The sequence below is a fragment of the Pseudomonas sp. Irchel s3h14 genome (genome assembly GCF_900187425.1).
Taxonomy (GTDB): domain Bacteria; phylum Pseudomonadota; class Gammaproteobacteria; order Pseudomonadales; family Pseudomonadaceae; genus Aquipseudomonas.
Genome location: NZ_FYDJ01000010.1, coordinates 115,287 through 138,988, shown reverse-complemented (window position 1 = coordinate 138,988; position 23,702 = coordinate 115,287). Strand labels below are relative to the sequence as shown.

Below are 23,702 nucleotides of genomic sequence, written 5' to 3'. Positions count from 1 at the left end.
TAGGAACGATCATCAACCGAACGCCGCGAGTAAATCCTCCTCAAAGGCTTTTTGCGCATCCCCCGGCACCTGGGCTCGATGGCGGGCCAGATGGAATGCCACGTCGAAACTCATATCGGCACGGCGCACGGCTCGCAGCAATCCCTTGTCTTCCCAGCTGCGGGCAAAGTGTTCGGGTAAATAACCGACATGCTTGCCGGAGAGAATGAAGGCGAGGGTGCCTTCGACTTGCTCCGAGCGCGCCGAACACATCTTCCCCTGGAAAGGCTCGTCGCTGCGCAGGAAACGGTAAGGGTGATCGACCCGATCGCAAGCCTGTAGCGCTTGTTCGTCAGGTGCATCATCAGTGAACAGCGGATGGCCGGCGGCGCAATACAGGTGCTGGGTTTCGGTAAACAGTTCGCGGTAGTCAAAAGCGCTTTGCACTTGTGAGAAATAGCCGATCGCCAGGTCCAGTCGTTGTTGCAGCAGCAACCGTTCCATTTCCCCGGGCATGGCGCTGATCAATTCGATGCGGACCGATTCGTCCCGTTCACGAAAGCGCCGGATCGCATCGGCCACCCGTTGCAGCACGGATTGATCGAGTGCTTCGGACAGCCCCAGACGAACCTCGCCGATCAAACGCCCGGCCACGCCGTTGGATTGGTGGCGGAAGGCTTCGATGGACTCGAACAGGCTGCGAGTCGCACTCAGCAGTTGCTCGCCCTTGGGCGTGATCTTGAAACCACCCTTGCCACGACTGCACAGGCGATAGCCGAGTCGGGTTTCCAGTTTGGCCATTTGCTGGCTGATGCTCGACTGGCTCAAGCCCAACTCACCCTGAGCCGCGCTGAAACCGCCGCACTCCACCACGTTGACGAACAGGCGCAGCAGTTGCAGATCGAGATCGTGGAGTTGACTCAGCATCAAACATTACTCCTGGATAAAGTCAGGATAACTAACTTGGTATTTTTCCAATGTATCCGACGACGCATTCTGCATCCACTTCATCTGGTCAGGTGTTTCGTCATGGCTCCCATGTTCAAGCTGTGTTTACCCGCGCTGTTCCTCGCCATGGCCGTATCGGCCCAGGCCGAGGAAAAAGTCCTCAATCTCTACAGTTGGTCCGATTACGTAGCCCCTGAAACCTTGCAACGTTTCGAGCAGGAAACCGGTATCCACGTGCGCTACGACACGTTCGATTCCTCGGAGGTGCTCGAGACCAAGTTGCTCACCGGTGGCAGCGGTTATGACGTGGTCGTTCCGTCTTCCAGTGTGCTGGCCCGCGGATTGGCAGCCGGTGCGTTGAAAGAGATTCCCCACGAAGGCCTCAAGGGATACGCCAACCTCGATCCGGATTTGCTGGAAAAACTCGCCGCCGTCGACCCCGGCAACCGCTATGGCGTGCCCTACACCTGGGGCACCTTGGGATTGGGGATGAATGTCGAAGCCGTGAAGCAGCGTTTGCCGGACGTGCCGCTCAACAGCCTGGACCTGCTGTTCAAGCCTGAGTACGCCAGCAAACTGAAAGATTGCGGCATCGCCATTCTCGATTCGCCTCAGGAAGTGATCGGCCTGGCGCTGCATTACCTGGGTAAAAATCCCTACAGCACCGACAAGGCTGATCTGACAGCCGCCGAGGCGCTGTTGCATCAGCTGCAACCCAATGTGCTGTACGTCGCGACCGGTCGGCAGATCAGCGATCTGGCCAACGGCAGCGTTTGCCTGGCGCTGACCTACAACGGTGACGCCAGCATGGCCGCCGATCAGGCGCGCAAGGCCAACAAGCCGTTTGAAGTGGCGTACCGGATTCCGAAAGAGGGCACGCTGGTCTGGCAGGACAACCTGGCGATCCCCAAGGACGCCCCACACCCCGAAGCCGCCCGCGCCTTTATCGAGTTCATGTTGCGCCCGGAATCCGTTGCGGCACTGACCAACGAACTGTTCTTCGCGACAGCCAACCAGGCCGCAACTCCGCTGGTGGATGAGGCGGTGCGCACCGACCCGGACATCTACCCGCTGCCTGACGTGCGTGACCGGCTGTACGCCGACCGCAGCATGAGCCTCAAGGACCTGCGTCAACGCACTCGCTTGTGGACCACTTTCCGTAGCCGCCAATAATAAGGAACCCGAGATGGACGTCCCGATGCAAAACGATCAGGCCATGACCCGCGACAGCCTCTACGGCACTGCCGCCGAAAGTACCTACGCCGGTATCACCAGTTTCATGCGTCGACGCTACAGTCGCGACTTGCGCGGCGTTGATGTAGCGGTCAGCGGTGTCCCGTTCGACACCGCCACCAGCAACCGCCCCGGAGCGCGTTTCGGACCACGCGGCATTCGTGCCGCGTCCACCGGGATTGCCTGGGAACGCCATTGGCCGTGGACCTTCGACCCGTTCGACCATCTGGCGGTGATCGACTTCGGCGATTGCGACTTCGACTACGGCACACCGCAGTCGGTGCCGGAAAGCATCGAAGCCCACGCTGAACACATTCTCAACGCCGGTAGCGCAATGCTGACGTTCGGCGGGGATCACTTCATCACGTATCCGCTGCTCAAGGCCCATGCGCGTAAACATGGCCCACTGTCGTTGATCCACTTCGACGCCCACAGCGACACCTGGCCGGACGAAGACGGCAAGCGCGTCGATCACGGCACGATGTTCTGGCACGCGGCCAAGGAAGGTTTGGTGGATCCGTCGCGTTCGGTGCAGATCGGCTTGCGCACCACCAATGATGATCACCAGGGTTTCCAGGTGCTGGATGCGCGACAAGTGCATCGACGTGGTGTTGATGAGATTGTCGAGGCCATTCGGGCGCGGGTCGGTGATAACCCGGTGTACCTGACGTTCGACATCGACTGCCTCGATCCGGCCTTCGCTCCAGGGACCGGAACGCCGGTGTGCGGCGGCTTGAGCACGGTGCAGGCGCTGGAAATCCTGGGTGGCTTGCGCGGGATTAATCTGGTGGGAATGGACGTCGTGGAAGTGGCGCCGGCCTACGACAGTGCGGACATTACCTCACTGGCAGCGGCGACGTTGGCGATGGAAATGCTGTGTTTGTATGCGGCTAAACACAAAGTCGACCGGTAAAACGCTATCGCGGGCAAGCCTTGCTCCTACAGGATATCGGCGAACACAAAATGTGTGAACACCACAGAACCTGTAGGAGCAAGGCTTGCCCGCGATGCTTTTTCAGGCGACGGGGATGATCGGCAGATCCAGGGTTTCAGCCCCGGTAAATCGCGCCATCGACCCGGCAATGGATTCATGGGGCACGCCCATCTCCACACCACTGACCCCATCAAGCCGCGACAGTTGATCCCCACTCAACTGCACATCCAAAGCACCCAAGGTCGCATCCAGTTGCTCACGAGTGCGCGAGCCGAGAATCGGTATCAGTGCCGTGGTCGAACGCTTGGCTTTTTCCCGCAGCCAGGCAATGGCCACGTGCGTCGGGCTGGCGCCCAGTTCTGCGGCGACGGCCAGCAAAGTGTCGAGCAGGGCGGTTTCACGGGCACTTTTCTCGGCGTGAATCAGCATGCCAAGTTTGGCGGCGCGGTTGTCGCCATCGTTGGTGCGGTACTTGCCGGTGAGGAACCCACCACCCAACGGTGACCACAACGTAGCGGCCAGGCCCAAGGCTTCGGCCATCGGCAGTTGTTCACGTTCGGCCGTGCGTTCAGCGAGGCTGTATTCCACCTGAATCGCAGCAATCGGCGAGAAACCGCGAACCTCAGCCAACAAATCAGCCCGAGCGATGCGCCACGCCGGGAAGTTCGACAGCCCGGCGTAATGAATCTTGCCGGCGCGCACCAGATCGTCAAAACCACGCAGGATCTCTTCCATCGGCGTCACGCCATCGCTCATGTGAGCCCAGAACAGGTCGATGTGGTCGGTGTTGAGTCGTTTCAGGCTTTCTTCAACGGCGCGAACCATGTTCTTGCGGTTGTTGCCGGTGTGGGAAATGCCCGCAGCCGGCGTGGTCCCCAGGGTGTATTTGGTGGCAATGACCAGGCGGTCCCGTTCTGCTGCGATGAACTCGCCGAGCATCGCTTCCGACTGGCCCGCCTGATAGCCGTTGGCGGTGTCGATGAAATTGCCGCCGGCCTCCAGGTAGCCATCAAAGATGCGTTTGGCTTCGTCACGCTCGGCGCCATGGCCCCAACCGGTGCCAAAATTTCCGGCGCCCAGCGCCAGTTCCGAGACCCGCAAGCCGGTTTTGCGGCCGAAGACTTTGTAATGCATGGGGTGACTCCTGAAGGAAAAGACGTTGGGGTTGAATATAAATGTCTAGCGACATGTATTTAATATGATGTCGGTAATATTGAACGTCAAGGTACTTTTCCATTCTCAAGAAAAGGGCCGACCACCGGCCACAACGCTACTGCCACTTTCTGACAGGGTCCTCTGCTAAGCTCCGACAACTTTTACGGACAGAGCCTGCCGATCGTGTCGCGGACCACTCGTTTACTGACCTTGTTGCAAGTACTGCGCGGCAAAAGTCGCCCGGTGACCGCGGCAACACTTGCCGGCGAATTGGAGATTTCCGAGCGTACGCTGTACCGCGACATCGCCGAACTCACCGCCCTTGGCGCGCCAATCTACGGCGAAGCGGGGATCGGCTATGTGCTGCGCAGCGGTTTGTTTCTGCCGCCGTTGATGCTCAACGCCGATGAAACCGAAGCCATCGTGCTGGGGTTGCGCTATGTGGATCAACGCGGCGATGAGGTGTTGAGCAAGGCTGCGGCGGATGCGCTGGCCAAGATTGCTGCGGTATTGGCGCCTGAAGCGCTGGACGCGTTACGCAACCCGACGGTGTTGCCGGGGCCACCCGGCTATGGCTTCGCGCCCAACGCCGTGCCACTGAATGTGTTTCGCCAGGCCATCCGCGATCAGGCCAAGCTGCATATCGACTACGCGGATGCTCATCAGGTGCCCAGTCAGCGGCTGATTTGGCCGCTGGCCCTGGGATTTCTGAACGAGGTGCGAATCATCGTCGCCTGGTGCGAGTTGCGCAGTGCCTACCGCACCTTTCGCACCGACCGGATCTCGGCAGCGAACGAGCAGGGCGAGCGTTATCCGGGACAGCGCAGCGACCTGTTGCGCACCTGGCGCAAACAGATGCAACTGGATGAAGCAGGGCGCTTCACTCCTGACAAGAACTGACACAGGCTTGTTTTAGCATGGCTCCAGAATCAACAAACAAGGAGCCGTAACCATGTCCAATCCCGCCTCTTCACTGGCACCCGCCATCGCCGCCTACATTGCTGCGGCCAATGCCCGCGACACCTCGCGAGTCGCCAGTTTTTTCGCTGAGGATGCCAATGTGTTCGATGAAGGCCAGCACCAGGTTGGCACTCACGCCATCGCGCAATGGATGCAAGACACCGCCCAGCGTTACCAGCCACGGGTTGAAGTGCTCGACGTGCAACTGCGCACCGGCAAAGTGTTGGTGCATAACCTGATCTCCGGAACGTTTCCCGGCAGCCCGCTGGAATTGCGCTACATGTTTCGCCTGAATGAACAGGGCAAGATCGCCCGGCTAGACATCTCGCTCTAACCAGGGCGCATGGCATACTGCCGCGCATGAATGTCGACTCCCCCTTAAGCGCCTGGCAACACGCCATTGAACAGAAGGGCTTCGTCCAGGACGAAGCCCAGGAACATGCCGTGTGGGCGCTGCAGAAATGCTACGAAGCGCTGCATGAAGGGCGCACGCCGATCACTGGCGTGTACCTCTGGGGGCCGGTCGGGCGCGGCAAGACCTGGTTGATGGACCAGTTTTACCAAAGCCTGAAGGTCCCGGCCCGTCGCCAACACTTTCACCACTTTATGGGCTGGGTCCATCAGCGTTCGTTTCAGCTGACCGGCACCGTCGACCCGTTGAAGGCGCTGGCTCGCGAACTGAGCGAGGAAGTGCGGGTCCTGTGTTTCGACGAACTGTTTGTCAACGACATTGGCGACGCCATCATTCTCGGGCGTTTGTTTCAGGTGATGTTCGAGCAGGGCGTGGTGGTGGTCTGCACCTCCAATCAGCCACCGGATCAGCTGTACGCCGATGGCTTCAATCGCGACCGGTTCGTGCCCGCCATCGAGGCCATCAAGAAACATATGCAGGTGATTGCGGTGGATGGCGCCGAAGATCATCGCCTGCACCCAGGCAAAGGGTTGCAACGTTACTGGGTGGCGGCACTGGGGCAACCCAGCGCGCTGGGTGAAGTGTTCAAGGCATTGACCGTCGGCCAGTCGGTGTCCAGTGACCCGATCAAGGTGGGCTACCGCTCACTCGATGTCGTGCAGGCCAGTCCAACCGTACTCTGGACTCGTTACGCCGACCTCTGCGAACAGCCTTTTGCCGCCATGGATTTCATCGCCCTGTGCGACACCTTCAGCGCTATTCTGTTGAGTGACGTGCCCAACCTCAGCGCGCAAAAGCGCGAGGGGCGCATCGCACGAGGCACTGAAGACGGCGTCGAACGGGTGGTGGCGGGCGATCGCGAGTTGCCGCAATTGTCGGTGCATGACGACGGTGTACGGCGTTTCATCGCCCTGGTGGACGAGTGCTACGACCGCAAGGTGCCGCTGTGCCTCGAAGCGCAGGTGCCCATGGAATCGTTGTACACCGAGGGTTATCTGGAGTTTCCGTTCCGCCGCACCCTCAGCCGTTTACAGGAAATGCAGCTGCAACGTTTCGCCGAAGCTTGAACAAGGAGCCGCGAACATGAATCAGCCTTTGTCGCACCATTTGCTGACCATGGCCTATCAGAACGCTTGGGCCAATCATCGACTCGCCAAGGCCTGGAACCAGTTGAGCCCGGCCGATCTGGCGGCACCGCGGGTCAGCTTCTTTCCCAGTCTGCGCGCCACCCTCAATCACATCCTGACCTGCGACTGGTTTTACGTGGATGCGCTGGAGCGGGAGTTGCGCGGCGATGACCCGCATCCCGATTGCTACGTGTTTTTCAACCAGGACGAGCCGTTTACGCGCGCAGTAGACCTCAAGCGCGAACAAGCGCTGGTGGACCTTCGACTGATCGCCTATTGCGAGCAAATGCGCGACGCTGACCTCGGGAAGGTTGTGACCATCGCCCGAGACACGCCGCAACATGACAGCCGCCTGCGCCTGCTGTCCCATCTGTACGAGCACCAGATCCATCATCGCGGGCAGATTCACGCCATGCTCAGCGGCACCCCGGTCAAACCACCGCAACTGGACGAGTTTTTCTGTGCCGGTGAGTCAGGCCTCAGGGCTGAGGATTTTGCTGAGCTGGGGTGGACCGAGGCGCTGATCTGGGGCGCTTGAGCGAAAAATTACAGCAGGATCGGGTTGTCGACACGGCTGTGCCCGCGATATTGTCGGTCGGCCTTTCAGTGCGAGATGCGCTGGGGCAACTTAATGTGTGAACGAGGGTGGAAATGGAATCCGCAGAAATTATTGTACTTCAGGCCAGCTATACCAATCCGGTGCATGCCGAGGCTATTGGGCTGGTGCTAAATGCTTACGCCGAAGACCCGATGGGTGGCGGCCACTCGTTGTCCGCCGACTTGCTGAAGCAACTGCCGGCGGAACTGGCCAAGCGTCCCCACGCGTTCAGCGTTCTGGCCTTTGTCGGTGGCGAGCCGGCCGGGCTGGTCAATTGCTTTGAAGGTTTCTCGACCTTCGCCTGTCGGCCGTTGGTCAATGTGCACGATGTGTCGGTGGTGCCGAAATTTCGCGGCTTGGGGTTGAGCCAGAAGATGCTGCAAAAGGTCGAGGACATCGCCCGCCAGCGCGGCTGCTGCAAAATCACGCTGGAGGTGCTGGAAGGTAATGCAGTCGCCCAGGCTTCCTATGGCAAGTTCGGTTTTGCCGCAGGCATGTTCGACCCGGCGCACGGTCGGATGTTGTTCTGGACCAAGGCGCTTTAAGGTATTACGAGCAAAGAAAAAGGGCGTCCATCAGGACGCCCTTTGTCGTTACGGTTTGTAGTGCTCTGTCACTTGCGCGGTTTGATCATCTGGAACCCTGATTTCTGCGGTGTTGCTGGCGTTACTTTGATTCGCCTCTTGGCTGAGCCGCAGGCTCTCAAAGTAGTACCGCATGCGTTCAGCGCCACCTTCGGCAAATGCAGCGGTTGAACTGAACATCATCAGGCCGGCGAGGATCATGGTTGTACGTTTCATGGTGTGCCCCACTACGAGTTGTCGGGTCCTTTCGTCCATGAAGCAATGTCGAAGGGACATTATCCGCCGATTCCGTTAAATGGGAATTGCCTGCGCCTAGAGCTTCCAGTCCAGGCTCAGGGTCACCGTGCGCGGGTCACCCCAAAACACACCGTTATAGAACCCGACGTTGTCGTAATACTTCTTGTCGAACAGGTTATCGACGTTCAGCGAGGCCGACAGGTGCTTGTCGAACTCATACCGCGACATCAGTTTGACCACGGTGTAGGCGTCCTGCCGGATCTTGGTCCTTTCGGTGATCACCGCACCGTCGGCGCTACGTCCCACCGGGCGGTTGGCGGCGCGGAACACATCGCTCTGCCAGTTCACCGCGCCACCCACGGTCAGTGCCTGCCAGTCGCCGGGCAGACGATAGGCCGTGGAGAGCCGGAACATATTCAGCGGCTGGTTGGTATTGGCGCGTTTCTTTTCGCCATTGGCCGAGTGGGTGTAGGTGTAGCCGGCCGTCATGTTCCAGCCGGCCATGACCTCGCCCGAGAGCTCGGCTTCGAAGCCCTGAACCTTGTTGCCTTTGCCGCCTGACTTGTAGAACTCCTTGCCGGTCACCGGGTCCGGTGGCACCGAATCGTCGACTTCGGCTACGTTGTCCTGTTTGCTCCAGAACAGCGCGGTGGCGAGGTTCAGACGTTCTTCAAGCAGGCTGCCCTTGAGCCCCAGTTCATAGTTGCTGCCCACCACTGGCTCGAGGTATTTGCGATTGCTGTCGCGATTGTCTTGCGGGTTGAAGATGTCGGTGTAGCTGACGTACGCCGTGTATTCGGGGGTGAGGTCGTAGAGGAGCCCGGCGTAGGGCGTCCACATGTCGTTGTGTTCCTGGCTGCTGGCATCGACGCTGCTCAGTTGCAGGTTGTCGTCGTACTTGTTGGTCTTGGTCGATACTTTCCAGCTGCCATAGCGACTACCCAGTACCGCATGCAGGTCATCCGTCAGACTCAGGCGAGTGGCCAGGTAACCGGCCTTCTGGCGGGTACTGTCTTTTGAACCTGAAAGGCTGGTGACCGTGTCGGGAAACTTGGCGATGTCGCCCATGTATTTCCAGTCGCGGATGCTTTCGTAATCCGCCGCCCTTGGGCCGTCCACCATGTAGGGGGAATCTTCCCGGCGCTCGGCCTCGCCATAGCCGATCATCATTTCGTGTTCCCGTCCGAACAGCGAGTAAGGGCCTGCCACGTTGAAGTCATAAGCCTTCATTTTTTGCGTACTGAGCATGTGGCTGACGTTGGCGCTCATGCCACTGCGATCTGCCTCAGGAAAACCCCCGCCGCCGTAGTAGATCTTGCCGTCGGTGTCGCTCTCGCGATGGGTGTAGGCGGCCTTGGCGTGCCAGCCGGCACCCAATTGGTGTTCCAGCGTGGCGAACGCGGTTTTGTCCTTGAGCGGCCAGGAACTCCACGACGTGGCCATGTTGGTGGAGCGTCCGAGGTTGGCCTTGCCACCGTCAGCGTTCCAGTACGGCACCGTGCCCCAGGACGTGCCCTGGACGTGTTTGTTCTGATAGTCGTAACCCACGGCCAACACGGTGTCATCGGTCAGGTCGGCTTCGAGAATGCCGTAACCGACCTCCCGTTGTTGCTGGTACTTGTCGCGGAACGAATCGCTGTCGCGATAGGCCAGCACGCTGCGTCCGCGCAAGCGGCCGTCGAAAGCCAGTGGACCACCGACATCCAGATAACTGTAGTAGTCGTCATAACTGCCGCCGCTGACACCGGTCTGGACCTGCCACTGCGCCGTCGGCCGTTTACGCACCATGTTGATGGTGGCCGACGGGTCGCCCGCGCCGGTGGTCAGGCCGGTGGCACCGCGAACCACTTCGATGCGGTCGTAGATGATGGTGTCGGAATCGGACTTCATGTAGCTGAAGGTGTTCAGCATGCCGTCGATCTGGAAATTGGTGATCGAGTAACCCCGGGACGAATAGCTGACCCGGTCCGAATCGTTGTGCTGAACGACCACGCCGGTGGTCTGGCTCATGGCTTCGGACAGCGTGCCGAGTTTGAAATCGTCCATTTGCTGGCGCGTGACCACAGACACCGATTGCGGCGTTTCCTTGATCGACAGGTTCAAGCGCGTCGCAGTGCTCATGGCGCCGGTGGTGTACGACTCGGTGTTTTCGGTGGTGCTGCCCAAACCCTGGGCGGTGACATTGGTGGCGCCCAGTTCGAGGGTGCGGCCAGGCTCTTTGTCAGGGCTGGTTTCAGCCAGCAAGTCGGGGCACAGGGCGGCACTGCACAAGCCCAGGGTAAAAGTCATGGAACGGGTGATAGGCGCGAACATCGCAGCCAACTCCTTGTCGTCGATGGAAAAATTCCGTTTGTTCAAAGACGAAGGGGAGAGGCGGGATTTAGCTATAAACGAGAATAATTATTATCTTTGCGGGGTTTCGAACAGCACAGTCGCGCAATGGCACAGGAAAAAGGGGCCGGAACCGGCCCCTGAAAGGATTACTGCTGAATAACTGCCACCGTCTTGGGTTTCATCAGGCTGAAGTCGATCAATGCCTTTTGCTCGCGCTCATAAGGATTGCCGATCATCAATGGCCGTGGCTTGAAACTGTCGCTGACCAGGCTCTTGCTGCGATCCAGTTCATCGAAGCTCAGACCCGCCAGATCAGCCCAGGTGTGGATCAGGTGCGAGCTGCTGTAAGGCCGCCCAAGATCACCGGCAAAGCTCCAGTCATGGTTTTCGCGCCATTTCGGCGAAGCCCAGGCCATGAGCGGAATGGTGTACATCGGCGCCGTCGGTTTGCTTTCGTTGCGCCCAAGGGTGCTGTGGCCAGGAGAATCGAAAACGTCTTCACCGTGGTCGGAGAGGTACATCAGGAACCCGTTCGGATCAGATTTGGCGTAGTCCTTGATCAGGCTCGAGACCACGAAGTCGTTGTACAGCACCGCGTTGTCATAGCTGTTGTACGTCGGCACCTGATCGTCGCGCACACCGTCCGGAACGCCTTTGCGGTCCTTGAACTTATCGAAGGACGACGGATAACGGTATTGATAGCTCATGTGCGTGCCGAGCAAATGCACGACGATCAGCTTGCGCGGCGCAGCGTCGGCCAAGGCCTTGTTGAACGGCTCGATCACGTCGCCATCGTACTGGGCGGCATTCTGGTTGCGGTTGTTGTTCAGGTACACCTGCTCGTCGGCCTGCTCGGAGAAGGTCGTCAGCATGGTGTTGCGCTTGGTCATGGTCTGCTGGTTGGTGATCCAGAAGGTCTTGTAGCCTGCCTGTTTCATCATGCTGACCAGCGACGGGGTCGACAGGTACAGGTCCGGGTTTTCTTCGTCGGCGAAGGTCAGAACCTGCTGCAACGCCTCGATGGTGTAAGGGCGCGGGGTGATGACGTTATCGAAGACCGCCAGTTGATCCTTGAGCTTGTCCAGCTCCGGGGTGGTTTCCCGAGGGTAGCCGTAGAGGCTCATGCGCTGACGGTTGGTGGACTCACCGATCACCAGCACCAGGGTCGCCGGCTGATTGGCCGCCGAATCCTTGAGATTGTGCAGGGGAGGGATCTTGCTGGCACTGTTGAGCATGTCTTGCATGCCGGCCAGGGTATCGAGGTAGCGGTGATAAGCCACGGCCATCTGCCAAGGCACCGCGGGCTCGATGCGGGTTTCGAACTTTTCGAAACCGCCGGCAAGGCTGCCGGTACGCGCGGTTTGCTTGATCAGCGGGTAACCGACGACGGCGACCACAATCGCCGTTGCAGCCACCAGTGCCCGACCGCGAGGCATGTACACCGGGCGCAAGCGAGTCCAGAGGAAGTAAGCGAAAGCGGTGTGAGCGAGGAACGCAGCCACCATCCACCAGGCAAAGTACTGTGTCATGTACTCGCCGGCTTCAGAGATGTTCGACTCGAACATAATGAAGATGACGCTTTGGGAAAACTCCTGCTGATAGATGAAGAAGTAACCCAGGCTGGCCATTGAGCAGGCCCACAGCACCACACCGATCAGTGCAGCCATGACACGTGTTTGTTTGGGGAACAGCAGCATCGGCGCAAGCCAGATGGCACTCATCACAAAGGCCTGGCGGAACCCGGTAAAACCGGAGGTGCCTGTCAGTTGGATCAGTAGTTGGGTAATGCCGGAAAAATACCAGAAGAACAGGAACAGCCAGAGAAATCCTGTCCAGTCGAAACCTTTCGCAGACGTATTGCTGCGTTCAAACAAAGCCATTCAGCGCTCCAGCCAATAATCACTTCCCCGCCGGGACATCTTTGTCACCGACGAACGGGCGCCGCGCGGATACCGAACGGCCATAAGGCGCCGGAGTATCAAGAAACGGATGTGAAAACTTCGTGAGTGCAGGGTTTGTCAAAAGGGGGGATGGCAGATCGGAAACAACAGTGGGCTGCTTCCGAATCAAGCGAGGGGGTCAGGCGTGAGGCACACGGTGAGTGACGGGCAAAGGCTGGGCCTGATTGCTTTGTGTCAACAAGCGCAATTGCGCGAGCTCCTGCTTCAACTGGTCGCGCTCGTCTTTCAACTGGCGTAATTCATCGCGACGGATCGTGACGTAAAGGGTTTGTGCTGGCCGTGCTGCGTGTACTGTGCCCATTGCTCACCTCGCAAATGGCTGCCTCAACTGTAAACCTGCCCCGACATCGGGTGCTGACTTACTATCGGCGCTGATTTTGATTTCTTTTGCCCCGGAAGGGAACTTTTTTATTTTTCATGGTCGTTGTGTCTTCGGCGCGATTACCGACGTTATCAATCTGGATCGGGCACAATGCCCGGAAACTATGTGCCAGCGCTCTGGACTAACCCTCATTAGTCGCGTTGGGCTATAACCTTTGACACACATTTATTTGTAGTAGGGAGCATCAGCACATGCAACTCGGGATTATTGGACTGGGCCGCATGGGCGGAAATATTGCGCGGCGCCTGATGCTCAACGGTCATACCACCGTTGTTTACGACCGCAATACCGCCTTTGTCGACACCCTGGCCGCAGAAGGCGCCTCTGGCGTCATCGACCTGCCGGCGCTGGTCGCTGGCCTGGCCAAGCCACGTGCGGTGTGGGTCATGCTGCCGGCCGGCGCACCGACCGAAGACACCATCGACACCTTGAGCACCTTGCTCGAAGCTGGCGATACCATCATCGACGGCGGCAACACCTTCTATAAGGACGACATCCGCCGGGCGAAAACCCTCTCGGAGAAAGGCCTGCACTATGTCGACGTCGGCACCTCCGGCGGCGTCTGGGGCCTGGAGCGGGGCTACTGCATGATGATCGGTGGCGAAGCCGAGGTGGTTAAACGCCTTGATCCGCTGTTCGAGAGCCTTGCGCCGGGCCTGGGCGACATCCCTCGAACCAAGGACCGCAAGTCCGAAGACGATCGTGCCGAGCGCGGTTACATCCACGCAGGCCCGGCCGGTTCGGGGCATTTCGTGAAAATGATCCACAACGGCATCGAATACGGAATGATGCAGGCCTTCGCCGAAGGCTTCGACATCCTCAAGACCAAGGCCAGCACCAACCTGCCGGAAGACCAGCGTTTCGACCTGAACGTAGGCGACATCGCCGAAGTCTGGCGTCGTGGCAGCGTCGTGTCGTCCTGGTTGCTCGACCTGACCGCCGACGCGCTGGCCAGCGACCCGAAACTCGACGGTTACTCTGGATCGGTGGCTGACAGCGGTGAAGGTCGCTGGACCATCGAAGCCGCCATGGAGCAATCGGTGCCTGTACCGGTGCTGTCGAACTCGCTGTTCTCCCGCTACCGTTCGCGCGGGCAAGGCACCTTTGGCGACAAGATTCTCTCGGCCCAGCGCTTCGGCTTCGGCGGCCACGTGGAGACTTCGAAAAAATGACCCGTCTGATCCGCAATAAATCCAAGGCAGAACCCGCACCACCGACCACGCTGTTTCTGTTCGGTGCCCATGGTGATCTGGTCAAGCGTCTGCTGATGCCGGCGCTGTACAACCTGAGTCGCGACGGTCTGCTTGGGGATGGACTGCGGATCATCGGTGTTGACCACAACGCCATCACCGATGAAGCCTTTGCGAAAAAACTCGAAGACTTCATTCGGGCCGAAGTGGCCGCCAAGGTCGGCAAGGGCGATCAAGCCCTTGATCCGGACTTGTGGGCCAAGTTGGCCAAAGGCATCAGCTACGTCCAGGGCGACTTCCTGGACGACAGCACCTATCAAGCCCTGGCGGCGAAAATCGCCGCCAGCGGCACTGACAACGCGGTGTTCTACCTGGCCACCGCGCCACGTTTCTTCAGCGAGGTGGTGCGTCGTCTCGGCGCCGCTGGCTTGCTGCAAGAGTCGCCAGAAGCGTTCAGAAGGGTGGTGATCGAAAAACCCTTCGGTTCCGATCTGCATACTGCCGAAGCCTTGAACGCTTGCTTGCTCAAGGTGATGACGGAAAACCAGATCTACCGGATCGATCACTATCTGGGCAAGGAAACCGTGCAGAACATTTTGATCAGCCGGTTCTCCAACAGCCTGTTCGAAGCGTTCTGGAACAATCACTACATCGACCACGTACAAATCACCGCCGCCGAAACCGTTGGCGTGGAAACCCGTGGCAGTTTTTATGAACACACCGGCGCCTTGCGGGACATGGTGCCCAATCACCTGTTCCAGTTGCTGGCGATGGTCGCAATGGAGCCGCCGGCCGCCTTTGGCGCTGATGCGGTACGCGGCGAGAAAGCCAAGGTGGTCGGTGCGATTCGTCCCTGGTCGGTCGAGGAAGCGCTGGCCAATTCGGTACGCGGCCAATACACGCCCGGCGAAATTGACGGCAAGGAGTTGCCGGGGTATCGCCAGGAAAACAACGTGGCGCCCGACAGCAATACCGAAACCTACGTCGCGCTGAAGGTCATGATTGACAACTGGCGCTGGGTCGGCGTGCCGTTTTACCTGCGCACCGGCAAGCGCATGAGCGTGCGCGATACCGAAATTGTCATCTGCTTCAAACCGGCGCCGTATGCGCAGTTCCGCGATACCGAGGTCGATGAGCTGCAACCGACCTATCTGCGAATCCAGATTCAACCCAACGAAGGCATGTGGTTCGACCTGCTGGCCAAACGGCCCGGCCCGGCCTTGAAGATGGCCAATATCGAACTGGGCTTTGCCTACAAGGATTTCTTTGAAATGCAGCCGTCCACCGGCTATGAAACCCTGATCTACGATTGCCTGACCGGCGATCAGACGCTGTTCCAGCGCGCTGACAACATCGAGAACGGCTGGCGCGCCGTGCAGCCTTTCCTTGATGCCTGGCAGCAGGACGCGAGCGTGCAGAGCTATGCCGCTGGCGAAGACGGCCCGCAGGCGGCAGAAGATCTCCTGACCCGCGACGGTCGCGTCTGGCATGGCCTCGGATGAGTGACGCACCGCAGCCTCCCATCCGTTTTTTACTCAGTGATATGGACGGCACCTTGTTGCTGCCCGATCACAGCCTCAGCCAACGCACAATCGAAGCGGTCCGTTCCTTGCGCGAAGCAGGCGTGCTGTTCAGCCTGGCCACCGGTCGTCCACCCAAAGCCATGTTGCAGCAGATTGAAGCCCTGGGCGTCGACCTGCCAACGGCAGCGTTCAATGGCGGCACCATCGTCAATCCGGACGGCAGTTTGCTGGTTGCGCATTACTTGCCGGCAACGGCGGCGCTGACCACGTTGGCGCTGTTTGCCGATCAACCGGACATCGAGGTTTGGGTGTTCAGCGGTGGCGACTGGTTAGCGAAGGACCCGACCGGTCCCATGGTTCCACGGGAGCAGCATGGCCTGGGGTATCCACCGGTGGTGGTCGAGTGTTTCGAGCCGTATCTGGAACGTATCGACAAGATTGTCGCCGCCAGCAACAACGCCGAGTTGTTGATTGAGCTGGAGGCGCAGTTGCTGCCCAAGGTCGAGGGCCAGGCGCAGGTCTCGCGTTCACAACCGGTGTACCTGGACGTGACGGCGATGCAAGCCAACAAGGGCGCAGCGCTGGCGACACTGGCCGAATTTCTCGGTGTGCCGCTGGAGCAGACTGCGGCGCTGGGCGATGGCGGCAACGACCCGGCGATGTTTCACCGCGCAGGCTTGTCGATCGCCATGGGGCAGTCGGAAGAGGCAGTGAAGCGCCAGGCCGATGTGGTGACTGGCGCCAATACCGAAGACGGCGCGGCGCAGGCAATCGAGCGCTATATCCTGTACGCAGGTTAAACCGCGTCATCGTTCTTCGCGGGCAAGTCGGATCGCCGCACCGCTCGCTCCTACAGGTCAGCGGTAAATCTGTAGGAGCGAGGCTTGCCCGCGAAGGCGTCAATCCTGTTGATTCAAAGCCAGAAACTCACTGCATACCAGCCAAGAACACCCATCACCACGGTGTATGGCAACGCCATCCACACCATCCGCCCGTACGACAGGCGAATCAGCGGTGCAATCGCCGAGGTCAGCAGGAACAGAAACGCAGCCTGACCATTGGGCGTCGCCACGCTCGGCAGGTTGGTGCCGGTGTTGATCGCAATCGCCAGCGTCTCGAAATGCTCACGGCTCATGTGGCCAGAGATGAAGGCCTGTTTGACTTCGGTGATGTAAATGGTCGCGACGAACACGTTGTCGCTGATGGCCGACAGCAAGCCGTTGGCAATAAACAGCATGCCCGGCTGTTGATCCGCTGGCAGCGCCAGCACCCACTGGATCAAAGGCGTGAACAGTTGCTGATCGTGAATCACCGCCACCACCGCGAAAAACACCACCAGCAGCGCTGTGAACGGCATGGCGTCCTTGAACGCGTTGCCGATACGGTGCTCGTCGGTGATGCCAGTGAATGCGGTGATCAGCACGATCACCATCAAGCCGATCAGGCCGACCTCAGCAACGTGGAACGCCAACCCCGCAATCAGAATCAGCGCTGCCAATCCCTGCACGATGAGTGCTGCACGTTGGCGCGAGGTGCGTTCGGCATTGTCTTCGGCGGCGTATTTGGCCAGAACTGCACGCACGTTGTCCGGTAACAGCGTGCCGTAACCGAACCAGCGAAGTTTCTCCAGCAGGACGCAGGTCACCAGGCCTGCCACCAGGACCGGCAATGAAACCGGGGCGACTTTCAGAAAGAACTCAGAGAAGTGCCAGCCCATCTCGTGGCCGATCAGCAGGTTCTGCGGCTCACCGACCAATGTGCAAACACCGCCCAGTGCGGTACCCACGGCGCCGTGCATCAGCAGGCTGCGCAGAAAGGCGCGAAATTGTTCGAGGTCGGCGTGATGGAGTGTGGGCAGGTGCTGGTCATCGCCAAACTCGCTGTCCTGACGCGGATCGTTGCCGGAGGCGACGCGGTGATACACCGAGTAAAACCCGACGGCTGCACTGATGATCACGGCGGTCACGGTCAAGGCATCGAGAAACGCCGACAGAAACGCCGACAGGAAGCAGAACATCAACGCCAGCAGCGCCTTGGAGCGAACCCCGAGCAGCAGTCGTGAGAACAGAAACAGCAGCAGGTCTTTCATGAAGTAGATGCCGGCCACCATGAACATCAGCAGCAGGATCACCGGGAAGTTGTGCACCAGCTCGTCGTAGAGTGCCTGGGGCGTGGTCATCTTCAGCAACAGTGCTTCGATCAACAGCAGGCCACCGGGCATTAACGGATAACACTTGAGCGCCATGGCCAGGGTGAAGATGAACTCCAGCACCAGCAGCCAGCCAGCCGCCACCGGGCCGACGGTCCACAACACCAGTGCGTTGAGAATCAGGAAACCGACAATGCTTGCCTTGTACCAGCGGGGTGAATGTCCGAGAAAATTGTGTGCGAACGCCTGAGCCATTGAACCGGGCATCGGCTACTCCTTGTATTAAGAAGCGCGCAACTTGCCGTAAGCGGGAGGGAAGATCAAGTGTAGGAAAACTGTGCAGGCCTACCCCAGATAGCGTGCGACGACCGCTCGATAGTTGCCGTCCAGTGAATAGCCTCCGACCACGATGTTTCCATCGGCCTGCATGACCACTGAAGTCGCGGTGTCCAGACTGCGGCCCAGGCGTGTGCGAACCCAGCCGGCGCCTTTGCCGAAGCTGCGATCGAGCTGCCCTTTGGGCAGATACCGCGCCAGAATGAAATCCGCTTCGACGCCGCCGATCGTGGCCCCGACCGTCACCACGCGGCCGTCCGGCAGTGCCTGTGCGTCGGTCCACTGGCAGCCGCGGTGACCGATCTCCAGCAATCGGGCCTGGCCTCCATTGCAATGAATGTCCGGGCGACCGTTGCTGTGTACTTTCAGTGCCAGGCAATGCATCGGGTCGCGGCTGCTGCCAAAACACTGCACATCGCCATTTTCCTGTTGGACGATCTGGCTGACCTGAGCGCTATACCCACGTGCCTTGAAGGTCATGAAACCATCCACGGCGAAACAATCGTCGAGCCTGCCGTCGATGTGATAGCGGGCCAGCAGACCTTCTTCAGGAAAGTTGATCGATCCGCCCACCAGGATCCGGCCGTCTCGTTGCACCATCAGGCTGCTGAGCCAGGTGTTCATCAACAAGTGCCTGACAATCACGAAGCCACGACCGTTGAAGGTGTCGTCCAGCGAGCCGTCGGTGTTGAGGCGTATCAGCATGCCGACATGATCGGACAGTTCGAAGTGATGATTGGCCTGCAGCAGGATTCGACCATCCTCCTGCACGCAGATATCACAGCCTTCTGCGCCCGATACGCCGGGGGGTAGCCAAGTGTCACGCACGCCTTGGGAAAGACCGCCCGGCAGACGCACGACGCAGCGGCCATTGTCGCCAAAACATTGAACCGGCCGACCATGCTGATCGAACAGGGCGAGGGCGGGCAGTGTCCGGTGAGCATTTTCGTAGTGCAGGCCGGCGACCAGAATGTGCCCATCGGGCAGTACGTGGACTTTGCCGGCCATGGCCTCGAAGCCGTGTTCAAATTGCCCGATGACGCTGCCTTGATTGCCGAACGCCAGATCTGCCGAGCCGTCCTCGAGCAAGCGTGCCAGACCGAAGCGGCTACCGCCTGGCGTTCCGACCTTGGCCGCCACGAGCAACCTGCCACGTGAATCAATCGCGACCCCGTTGGCCATGCTTGAGAGGCTGCCAGCGAAATACACCTGGGTTTTGCCAGACGAGGCAAAGGTTGTATCAAGTTTCCCGGCGTTACTCAGTGTTGCCGGTAATGCAAACGCGGTCTGGATTGACATGCACGCAGCTCCTTGCGAGTCGTCCTGAACCGGGAGTTTGGGTGGCGACTGTATAAGGAAACATTCAATCCCTGAACGCCTGATTGCACAACTGTCATAACTAACAGGCGGAGGGTCGCTGTGTGCCAGAACAGTGTCTTTTCGAACCACTGACAAGCCTGCCAAGTAGTTGGGCGCGTGCAAGTTCGAATAATAATCGGGGGAGGGCGCGGGTTACCGTTTGGTAACCCGCAAAACGCTTAGTGTGGCATCGACCACGATTGGAGTTTGTAACCCTCCTCGCTCAATTCCGCACGTGCCGCTTCAAGCAGGCATTCAAGTTGCGCAGGATCGGTATAGGCACTGCTTGGGATCTGCTTGCGGCCGATGCTGCGGGTGTTGGTGCGATCGATAACGGTCAGGCTGAGTTCGCCATTGCCGTCTTGTGGGGCCCAGGCCACGCATTGGAACGGTTGGAATGCGCGGTCGGCAATCAAAAGAGCTTCGTTGATGCGGAGCGGGGCGTTCATGGGTTTTTCTCTCTGTATGCCCAATCAAGTGATGTGCCGTCGGTTGGGCTTACCGTTCGGCTGGTTACTTGTACTGATGTCCGCAACCGGGGGGCGGGTCACATACAAGTAAAAGAAATATCAACTTTTTTTCATTGGCTCAAGGCGTGGACAGACTTTGAAAGCTGAATGAAAGGAAGGACTCGTTAGGTAACTGACTAAACGCTTCTTATAACTAATAACGCAACCGCTCTATAGTCAAACGGTACAAGGTCACGTCAAAATATTGCTAACGTTACAGCCAGACCCGCCAAACGACTGTTTTTAATAAAATTTCATAAATTTGGCGCCAAGGAACAGTCATGATCGAAGTGCCTGCCTTACGACGTCTGTTAGTAGTAGACCCCTGCGACGACTGTCGTCGTCTATTGCCGGGTCTACGCTCCGTGGGTTGGGATGTTGACAGCTGCAGCCTGGAAAACGCAGGGGACAAAACTTGCGACGTCGGCCTGTTGCGTTTGCAGCCTTTTCAACTCGAACACCCGGAAGCCGTCAAAGAGCTCATCAGCCGTAGCGGTACCGAGTGGATCGCCGTACTCAACCAGGAAGTCCTGCGATTGCAAAATGTCGGGGACTTTGTCTGCGAATGGTTCTTCGATTTCCATACCTTGCCATTCGATGTGTCCCGGGTTCAGGTGACGCTGGGCCGAGCGTTCGGAATGGCCCGCCTGCGTGGGCAGGGCACGGTTCACATTGATCAGCCTGAACACGAGCTGCTTGGCGACAGCAAACCCATTCGCGAACTGCGCAAATTGCTGAGCAAGCTGGCGCCCACCGAGTCTCCGGTATTGATCCGTGGTGAAAGCGGTACCGGTAAAGAACTGGTAGCCCGCACGCTCCATCGACAATCCCAACGTCACAGCAAACCCTTTGTCGCGATCAATTGCGGCGCAATTCCCGAACACTTGATCCAGTCCGAACTGTTTGGCCACGAGAAGGGTGCTTTTACTGGCGCCCATCAACGCAAGGTCGGGCGGATCGAAGCGGCTAACGGTGGCACGCTGTTTCTCGACGAAATCGGTGATCTGCCCCTGGAACTGCAGGCGAACCTGTTGCGTTTCCTCCAGGAAAAGCACATCGAGCGGGTGGGCGGCAGCCAGCCGATTCCCGTGGATGTGCGGGTGTTGGCCGCGACCCATGTCGACCTTGAGGCCGCGATCGAGAAGAAACGCTTTCGTGAAGATCTGTATTACCGCCTGAACGTGTTGCAGGTCGCGACCGCGCCCCTGCGTGAACGCAATGGTGATCTGTCGATGCTGGCCAACCACTTTTCCCATTTCTACAGCCATGAAACCGGCCGCCGTCCGCGCAGCTTCAGTGAAGACGCCTTGATTGCCATGGGCAAGCATGACTGGCCGGGCAATGTGCGCGAGCTGGCCAACCGGGTACGTCGCGGGTTGGTACTGGCCGAAGGCCGGCAGATCGAAGCGCGAGACCTGGGGCTGATCAGACCGCAGGCCATTGCCGCGCCGATAGGCACACTGGAAGACTACAAGCACCGGGCAGAGCGCCAGGCCTTGTACGATGTACTTAACCGCCACAGTGATAATTTGAGCATCGCCGCCAAGGTGTTGGGGATATCCAGGCCTACCTTCTACCGTTTGTTGCACAAGCATCAGATACGTTAGACGCAAGATCTAAAGATCTTTTGATCTACAACAAAAAAAGCCCCGCTGGGATTGAAGTCGCAGCGGGGCTTTGTTGTTGTGGATCAGAAGTAGTACGGGAATTTCAGGCTGAAGGAAAAGTCTGGCGAGTCGTCGGTCAGACCGATGGCCAGGTTGGGAACGATCGTCAGGTTATCGGTTGCTGCCAGGGTCATGCCGATGTTGAAGTTAGCCGAGTTGTAATCGCTGTTGGTAATCGATTGCCAATCGCCACCGTCCGGCTTGATCTTGCTCTTGCTGGCGAACTGGTCGGTGAACGAGAACGACATACTCATCTTCTCGTTCAAGGCGAAAGCAATGCCGGCGCCGACCTGCCAGGAATTGCCCAGTTTCACATCACCGGGCACCTTGGAGTTGACCTGAGGGCTGATGTCGCTGAAAGAGTCTTCAATGTTGTAGGTGTAGGACAGGCTGCCGAACAGCACGGCCGGGTCGAAGGTCTTGACCAGCGAGATACCCGGGGTGATCGCCCAGACACCATTGCCGGTAGGCAAGTCCTCGGGTACCGAGAGGTTATCGTTGCTGGGGTCATTGACCAGTTTGATGCCGTAAGGGTCATCACCGGTCGGCGCCTTGACGCGCAGTGTAACGACCGCATCGGGCAGGTTGGCCGACTCATCCAGAAACTTGTAAGCAACGCCAACGTTCACATCGCCGATGGTCGGGTCGCGGGTAACGGTGGCGTCCGAGGTCACCGGGCCTGCGCCACCGGCGCCACCGGAGGAATACGTTGATTCGCGATAAACCACGGGGACGTTAATGTCGAACTGCCAGCGTTGTCCCGTGTTGTAGCGGGCGGTCAGGTCCAGGGTCCAGTTATCCGACTTGATACGGTCGATGTTGATGTTGCCGAGGAAAATCGAGTCCAGTGCCAGGAAGCCGTTGAGTACCAACGCACGGGTATCGTAGTGCGTGTAGGTCAGGCCGGTTTCGAAGCTGAACTTGCCGCCACCGAAGAAGCCGCTGGCTTCGTCATACAGGTTGGAAACGCTTTGCGCAGGCTCCGAATCATCCTTGAGCGATTGGCCGTATGAACTGCCTGTGGTTCCCGGCGCACCGGCGGCCACCGTCTGGCCACCCCTGGTCGTTTCGGCAGGGGATTTGGTCAGGCGTTTGGGAGCCGGTGTCGCAGGTGTTTCTTCGACTTGGCGAACGCGTTGCTCGAGTACCATCAGCGCGTTCTGTTGTGCTTCGTAACGTTGTTTCAACTCCATGAGTTCTTGTTTTAGCATCTCGACCTGGGGGTCCGGTGCTGCGTATAGCAGTGTCGCCGGGGCCAGGCTACTCAAACAAACGATGGCTCTGAACGTCAACGATCGGTGCATGGGTTAGCCGTCCCTACTGACTTCATCTGATGAGACTGAGCGTAGATCAGAATCCCTGAGTGCGAAGACCTTTGAGCTGGTCCAGGTTGCCGTTCAGCGACCCGCCTGTCGCCACGTTGTCACGCAGCACGACATTGAGGGACGTGAGGTTGCGGACCTGGTTACCACCGCCCAGCAACGTCGTGTTCTGCATCAGTCCACCCTGGCCCAGGCGTTGTACGGTACTGCCCTGGTTGTTGTTGGCCACGATGTTGAGTTGCACACCCGTACCGGCCGAGGAAATGCTCAGCGAGCCCGCGCCATTGGCGTCGACCAACGTCGAGCCTGCGGCCAATGCCTGGCCCTGCTGTTGCGTTGTTGGCGCTTGGTTAGCCCTTGTGACGGTGATATCAACGTTGTTGTAGGCAGCGTTATGGTCGCCGGCAGCACGCACGACTTGAGTGACGCCTTCGGTGCTGTTCAGGCCGCTGCCGCCGATGACGATGCCGGTGCCTTGCGAACTCGCTGAGCCATTACCTTTTTCGTTGATTATCGACACATAGAACTGTGGCGTGATGGTCGATTGTTGAATTTGCATCGAGGAAGTTGCCCCGATCACTTCACCGTTGGCATTTTGCCAAGTGCTGGTCATGACAATGCCGAAACTGATGATCCGTCCAGGCATGACATAGCGGCCTCGCAGGCTCGCCAATTCCTGATCGTTCAGTTCAATGGGTTTGAATATCTGTGCCTGGGTCGGCAGGCTGGCGGCCAGGCAAACCATCGCCAGCCAGATTGGAGTCTTCATTGGAATGCTCCCGGAGCCTCGTGCTCCCTTGTTA

General features: G+C 58.9%; 22 protein-coding genes. 11 read left to right on the top strand and 11 right to left on the bottom strand.

What is annotated here, in order from left to right; all coding sequences use genetic code 11:
- Positions 1-12: 12 nt before the first annotated feature.
- Positions 13-906, bottom strand: coding sequence for a LysR family transcriptional regulator (locus tag CKW16_RS19865; protein ID WP_095129972.1), 894 nt, complete (start codon positions 904-906; stop codon positions 13-15).
- A 102-nt stretch (positions 907-1,008) separates the two neighbouring features.
- Between CKW16_RS19865 and CKW16_RS19860 the strand changes: the two genes are divergently transcribed.
- Complete coding sequence (locus CKW16_RS19860) at positions 1,009-2,100, top strand: polyamine ABC transporter substrate-binding protein (protein WP_095129970.1); 1,092 nt, start codon at positions 1,009-1,011, stop codon at positions 2,098-2,100.
- A gap of 13 nt (positions 2,101-2,113) precedes the next feature.
- Positions 2,114-3,073: an agmatinase gene (gene speB, locus CKW16_RS19855; RefSeq protein ID WP_095129968.1), complete on the top strand. Its 960-nt coding sequence runs from the start codon at positions 2,114-2,116 to the stop codon at positions 3,071-3,073.
- A gap of 102 nt (positions 3,074-3,175) precedes the next feature.
- On the opposite strand, the gene CKW16_RS19850 is transcribed toward speB, so the two are convergent.
- Positions 3,176-4,228, bottom strand: a complete 1,053-nt coding sequence (locus CKW16_RS19850) for an aldo/keto reductase (protein ID WP_095129966.1) — start codon at positions 4,226-4,228, stop codon at positions 3,176-3,178.
- A 204-nt stretch (positions 4,229-4,432) separates the two neighbouring features.
- On the opposite strand from CKW16_RS19850, the gene CKW16_RS19845 reads away from it, so the two are divergent.
- From CKW16_RS19845 to CKW16_RS19825, 5 genes are all read left to right on the top strand, one after another.
- Entirely contained in the window at positions 4,433-5,149 is a 717-nt protein-coding gene (locus CKW16_RS19845) for a YafY family protein (RefSeq protein WP_095129964.1), read from the top strand.
- 52 nt (positions 5,150-5,201) lie between these two features.
- Positions 5,202-5,543: a nuclear transport factor 2 family protein gene (locus CKW16_RS19840; RefSeq protein WP_008069241.1), complete on the top strand. Its 342-nt coding sequence runs from the start codon at positions 5,202-5,204 to the stop codon at positions 5,541-5,543.
- A gap of 26 nt (positions 5,544-5,569) precedes the next feature.
- Positions 5,570-6,688: a cell division protein ZapE gene (zapE, locus tag CKW16_RS19835; protein ID WP_095129962.1), complete on the top strand. Its 1,119-nt coding sequence runs from the start codon at positions 5,570-5,572 to the stop codon at positions 6,686-6,688.
- 16 nt (positions 6,689-6,704) lie between these two features.
- Positions 6,705-7,286, top strand: coding sequence for a DinB family protein (locus CKW16_RS19830; protein WP_095129960.1), 582 nt, complete (start codon positions 6,705-6,707; stop codon positions 7,284-7,286).
- Between the two features lie 113 nt (positions 7,287-7,399).
- Positions 7,400-7,891, top strand: coding sequence for a GNAT family N-acetyltransferase (locus CKW16_RS19825; RefSeq protein WP_095129958.1), 492 nt, complete (start codon positions 7,400-7,402; stop codon positions 7,889-7,891).
- Positions 7,892-7,939: 48 nt separating this feature from the next.
- Here CKW16_RS19825 and CKW16_RS19820 read toward each other — a convergent pair whose 3' ends face one another.
- The 4 genes from CKW16_RS19820 to CKW16_RS19805 form a co-directional block, all read right to left on the bottom strand.
- The gene (locus CKW16_RS19820; protein ID WP_046054123.1) at positions 7,940-8,146 is read right to left on the bottom strand and encodes a hypothetical protein; all 207 of its coding nucleotides are present in this window, start codon (positions 8,144-8,146) and stop codon (positions 7,940-7,942) included.
- Positions 8,147-8,242: 96 nt separating this feature from the next.
- On the bottom strand, positions 8,243-10,480 hold the full coding sequence (locus CKW16_RS19815; protein ID WP_095129956.1) for a TonB-dependent siderophore receptor: 2,238 nt from the start codon (positions 10,478-10,480) through the stop codon (positions 8,243-8,245).
- Positions 10,481-10,647: 167 nt separating this feature from the next.
- Complete coding sequence (locus CKW16_RS19810; protein ID WP_095129954.1) at positions 10,648-12,381, bottom strand: phosphoethanolamine transferase CptA; 1,734 nt, start codon at positions 12,379-12,381, stop codon at positions 10,648-10,650.
- 199 nt (positions 12,382-12,580) lie between these two features.
- Positions 12,581-12,763, bottom strand: a complete 183-nt coding sequence (locus CKW16_RS19805) for a DUF6026 family protein (protein ID WP_033055075.1) — start codon at positions 12,761-12,763, stop codon at positions 12,581-12,583.
- Between the two features lie 272 nt (positions 12,764-13,035).
- Here CKW16_RS19805 and gnd point away from each other — a divergent pair, with 272 nt between their 5' ends.
- From gnd to CKW16_RS19790, 3 genes are read left to right on the top strand one after another with little or no spacing between them, the layout of a single operon-like run.
- Entirely contained in the window at positions 13,036-14,016 is a 981-nt protein-coding gene (gnd, locus tag CKW16_RS19800) for a phosphogluconate dehydrogenase (NAD(+)-dependent, decarboxylating) (protein ID WP_056739989.1), read from the top strand.
- Positions 14,013-15,536, top strand: a complete 1,524-nt coding sequence (gene zwf, locus CKW16_RS19795; RefSeq protein WP_095129952.1) for a glucose-6-phosphate dehydrogenase — start codon at positions 14,013-14,015, stop codon at positions 15,534-15,536. Before gnd ends, zwf begins: the two co-directional genes overlap by 4 nt.
- Positions 15,533-16,357 (top strand): HAD family hydrolase, encoded by an 825-nt coding sequence (locus CKW16_RS19790; RefSeq protein ID WP_095129950.1) that lies wholly within the window; start codon positions 15,533-15,535, stop codon positions 16,355-16,357. The genes zwf and CKW16_RS19790 overlap by 4 nt, the downstream gene beginning before the upstream one ends.
- A 113-nt stretch (positions 16,358-16,470) precedes the next feature.
- On the opposite strand, the gene nhaB is transcribed toward CKW16_RS19790, so the two are convergent.
- The 3 genes from nhaB to CKW16_RS19775 all read right to left on the bottom strand — a co-directional run bounded on the left by nhaB (position 16,471) and on the right by CKW16_RS19775 (position 19,850).
- Positions 16,471-17,973: a sodium/proton antiporter NhaB gene (gene nhaB / locus CKW16_RS19785; protein WP_095129948.1), complete on the bottom strand. Its 1,503-nt coding sequence runs from the start codon at positions 17,971-17,973 to the stop codon at positions 16,471-16,473.
- 78 nt (positions 17,974-18,051) lie between these two features.
- Positions 18,052-19,341, bottom strand: coding sequence for a hypothetical protein (locus CKW16_RS19780; RefSeq protein ID WP_095129946.1), 1,290 nt, complete (start codon positions 19,339-19,341; stop codon positions 18,052-18,054).
- Between the two features lie 239 nt (positions 19,342-19,580).
- Positions 19,581-19,850 (bottom strand): hypothetical protein, encoded by a 270-nt coding sequence (locus CKW16_RS19775; protein ID WP_008149930.1) that lies wholly within the window; start codon positions 19,848-19,850, stop codon positions 19,581-19,583.
- Positions 19,851-20,191: 341 nt separating this feature from the next.
- On the opposite strand from CKW16_RS19775, the gene CKW16_RS19770 reads away from it, so the two are divergent.
- Positions 20,192-21,517, top strand: coding sequence for a sigma-54 dependent transcriptional regulator (locus CKW16_RS19770; RefSeq protein ID WP_095129944.1), 1,326 nt, complete (start codon positions 20,192-20,194; stop codon positions 21,515-21,517).
- Between the two features lie 83 nt (positions 21,518-21,600).
- On the opposite strand, the gene CKW16_RS19765 is transcribed toward CKW16_RS19770, so the two are convergent.
- Entirely contained in the window at positions 21,601-22,881 is a 1,281-nt protein-coding gene (locus CKW16_RS19765; RefSeq protein ID WP_095129942.1) for a transporter, read from the bottom strand.
- Positions 22,882-22,927: 46 nt separating this feature from the next.
- Positions 22,928-23,668 (bottom strand): hypothetical protein, encoded by a 741-nt coding sequence (locus tag CKW16_RS19760; protein WP_095129941.1) that lies wholly within the window; start codon positions 23,666-23,668, stop codon positions 22,928-22,930.
- Between the last annotated feature and the right edge of the window lie 34 nt (positions 23,669-23,702).

What these genes read in the sequence shown, in the direction of transcription:
- CKW16_RS19865 (WP_095129972.1), bottom strand. Translation starts at nt 906, where the DNA reads ATGCTGAGTCAACTCCACGATCTCGATCTGCAACTGCTGCGCCTGTTC.
- CKW16_RS19860 (WP_095129970.1), top strand. Translation starts at nt 1,009, where the DNA reads ATGGCTCCCATGTTCAAGCTGTGTTTACCCGCGCTGTTCCTCGCCATG.
- speB (WP_095129968.1), top strand. Translation starts at nt 2,114, where the DNA reads ATGGACGTCCCGATGCAAAACGATCAGGCCATGACCCGCGACAGCCTC.
- CKW16_RS19850 (WP_095129966.1), bottom strand. Translation starts at nt 4,228, where the DNA reads ATGCATTACAAAGTCTTCGGCCGCAAAACCGGCTTGCGGGTCTCGGAA.
- CKW16_RS19840 (WP_008069241.1), top strand. Translation starts at nt 5,202, where the DNA reads ATGTCCAATCCCGCCTCTTCACTGGCACCCGCCATCGCCGCCTACATT.
- zapE (WP_095129962.1), top strand. Translation starts at nt 5,570, where the DNA reads ATGAATGTCGACTCCCCCTTAAGCGCCTGGCAACACGCCATTGAACAG.
- CKW16_RS19830 (WP_095129960.1), top strand. Translation starts at nt 6,705, where the DNA reads ATGAATCAGCCTTTGTCGCACCATTTGCTGACCATGGCCTATCAGAAC.
- CKW16_RS19825 (WP_095129958.1), top strand. Translation starts at nt 7,400, where the DNA reads ATGGAATCCGCAGAAATTATTGTACTTCAGGCCAGCTATACCAATCCG.
- CKW16_RS19820 (WP_046054123.1), bottom strand. Translation starts at nt 8,146, where the DNA reads ATGAAACGTACAACCATGATCCTCGCCGGCCTGATGATGTTCAGTTCA.
- CKW16_RS19815 (WP_095129956.1), bottom strand. Translation starts at nt 10,480, where the DNA reads ATGTTCGCGCCTATCACCCGTTCCATGACTTTTACCCTGGGCTTGTGC.
- CKW16_RS19810 (WP_095129954.1), bottom strand. Translation starts at nt 12,381, where the DNA reads ATGGCTTTGTTTGAACGCAGCAATACGTCTGCGAAAGGTTTCGACTGG.
- CKW16_RS19805 (WP_033055075.1), bottom strand. Translation starts at nt 12,763, where the DNA reads ATGGGCACAGTACACGCAGCACGGCCAGCACAAACCCTTTACGTCACG.
- gnd (WP_056739989.1), top strand. Translation starts at nt 13,036, where the DNA reads ATGCAACTCGGGATTATTGGACTGGGCCGCATGGGCGGAAATATTGCG.
- zwf (WP_095129952.1), top strand. Translation starts at nt 14,013, where the DNA reads ATGACCCGTCTGATCCGCAATAAATCCAAGGCAGAACCCGCACCACCG.
- CKW16_RS19790 (WP_095129950.1), top strand. Translation starts at nt 15,533, where the DNA reads ATGAGTGACGCACCGCAGCCTCCCATCCGTTTTTTACTCAGTGATATG.
- nhaB (WP_095129948.1), bottom strand. Translation starts at nt 17,973, where the DNA reads ATGCCCGGTTCAATGGCTCAGGCGTTCGCACACAATTTTCTCGGACAT.
- CKW16_RS19780 (WP_095129946.1), bottom strand. Translation starts at nt 19,341, where the DNA reads ATGTCAATCCAGACCGCGTTTGCATTACCGGCAACACTGAGTAACGCC.
- CKW16_RS19775 (WP_008149930.1), bottom strand. Translation starts at nt 19,850, where the DNA reads ATGAACGCCCCGCTCCGCATCAACGAAGCTCTTTTGATTGCCGACCGC.
- CKW16_RS19770 (WP_095129944.1), top strand. Translation starts at nt 20,192, where the DNA reads ATGATCGAAGTGCCTGCCTTACGACGTCTGTTAGTAGTAGACCCCTGC.
- CKW16_RS19765 (WP_095129942.1), bottom strand. Translation starts at nt 22,881, where the DNA reads ATGCACCGATCGTTGACGTTCAGAGCCATCGTTTGTTTGAGTAGCCTG.
- CKW16_RS19760 (WP_095129941.1), bottom strand. Translation starts at nt 23,668, where the DNA reads ATGAAGACTCCAATCTGGCTGGCGATGGTTTGCCTGGCCGCCAGCCTG.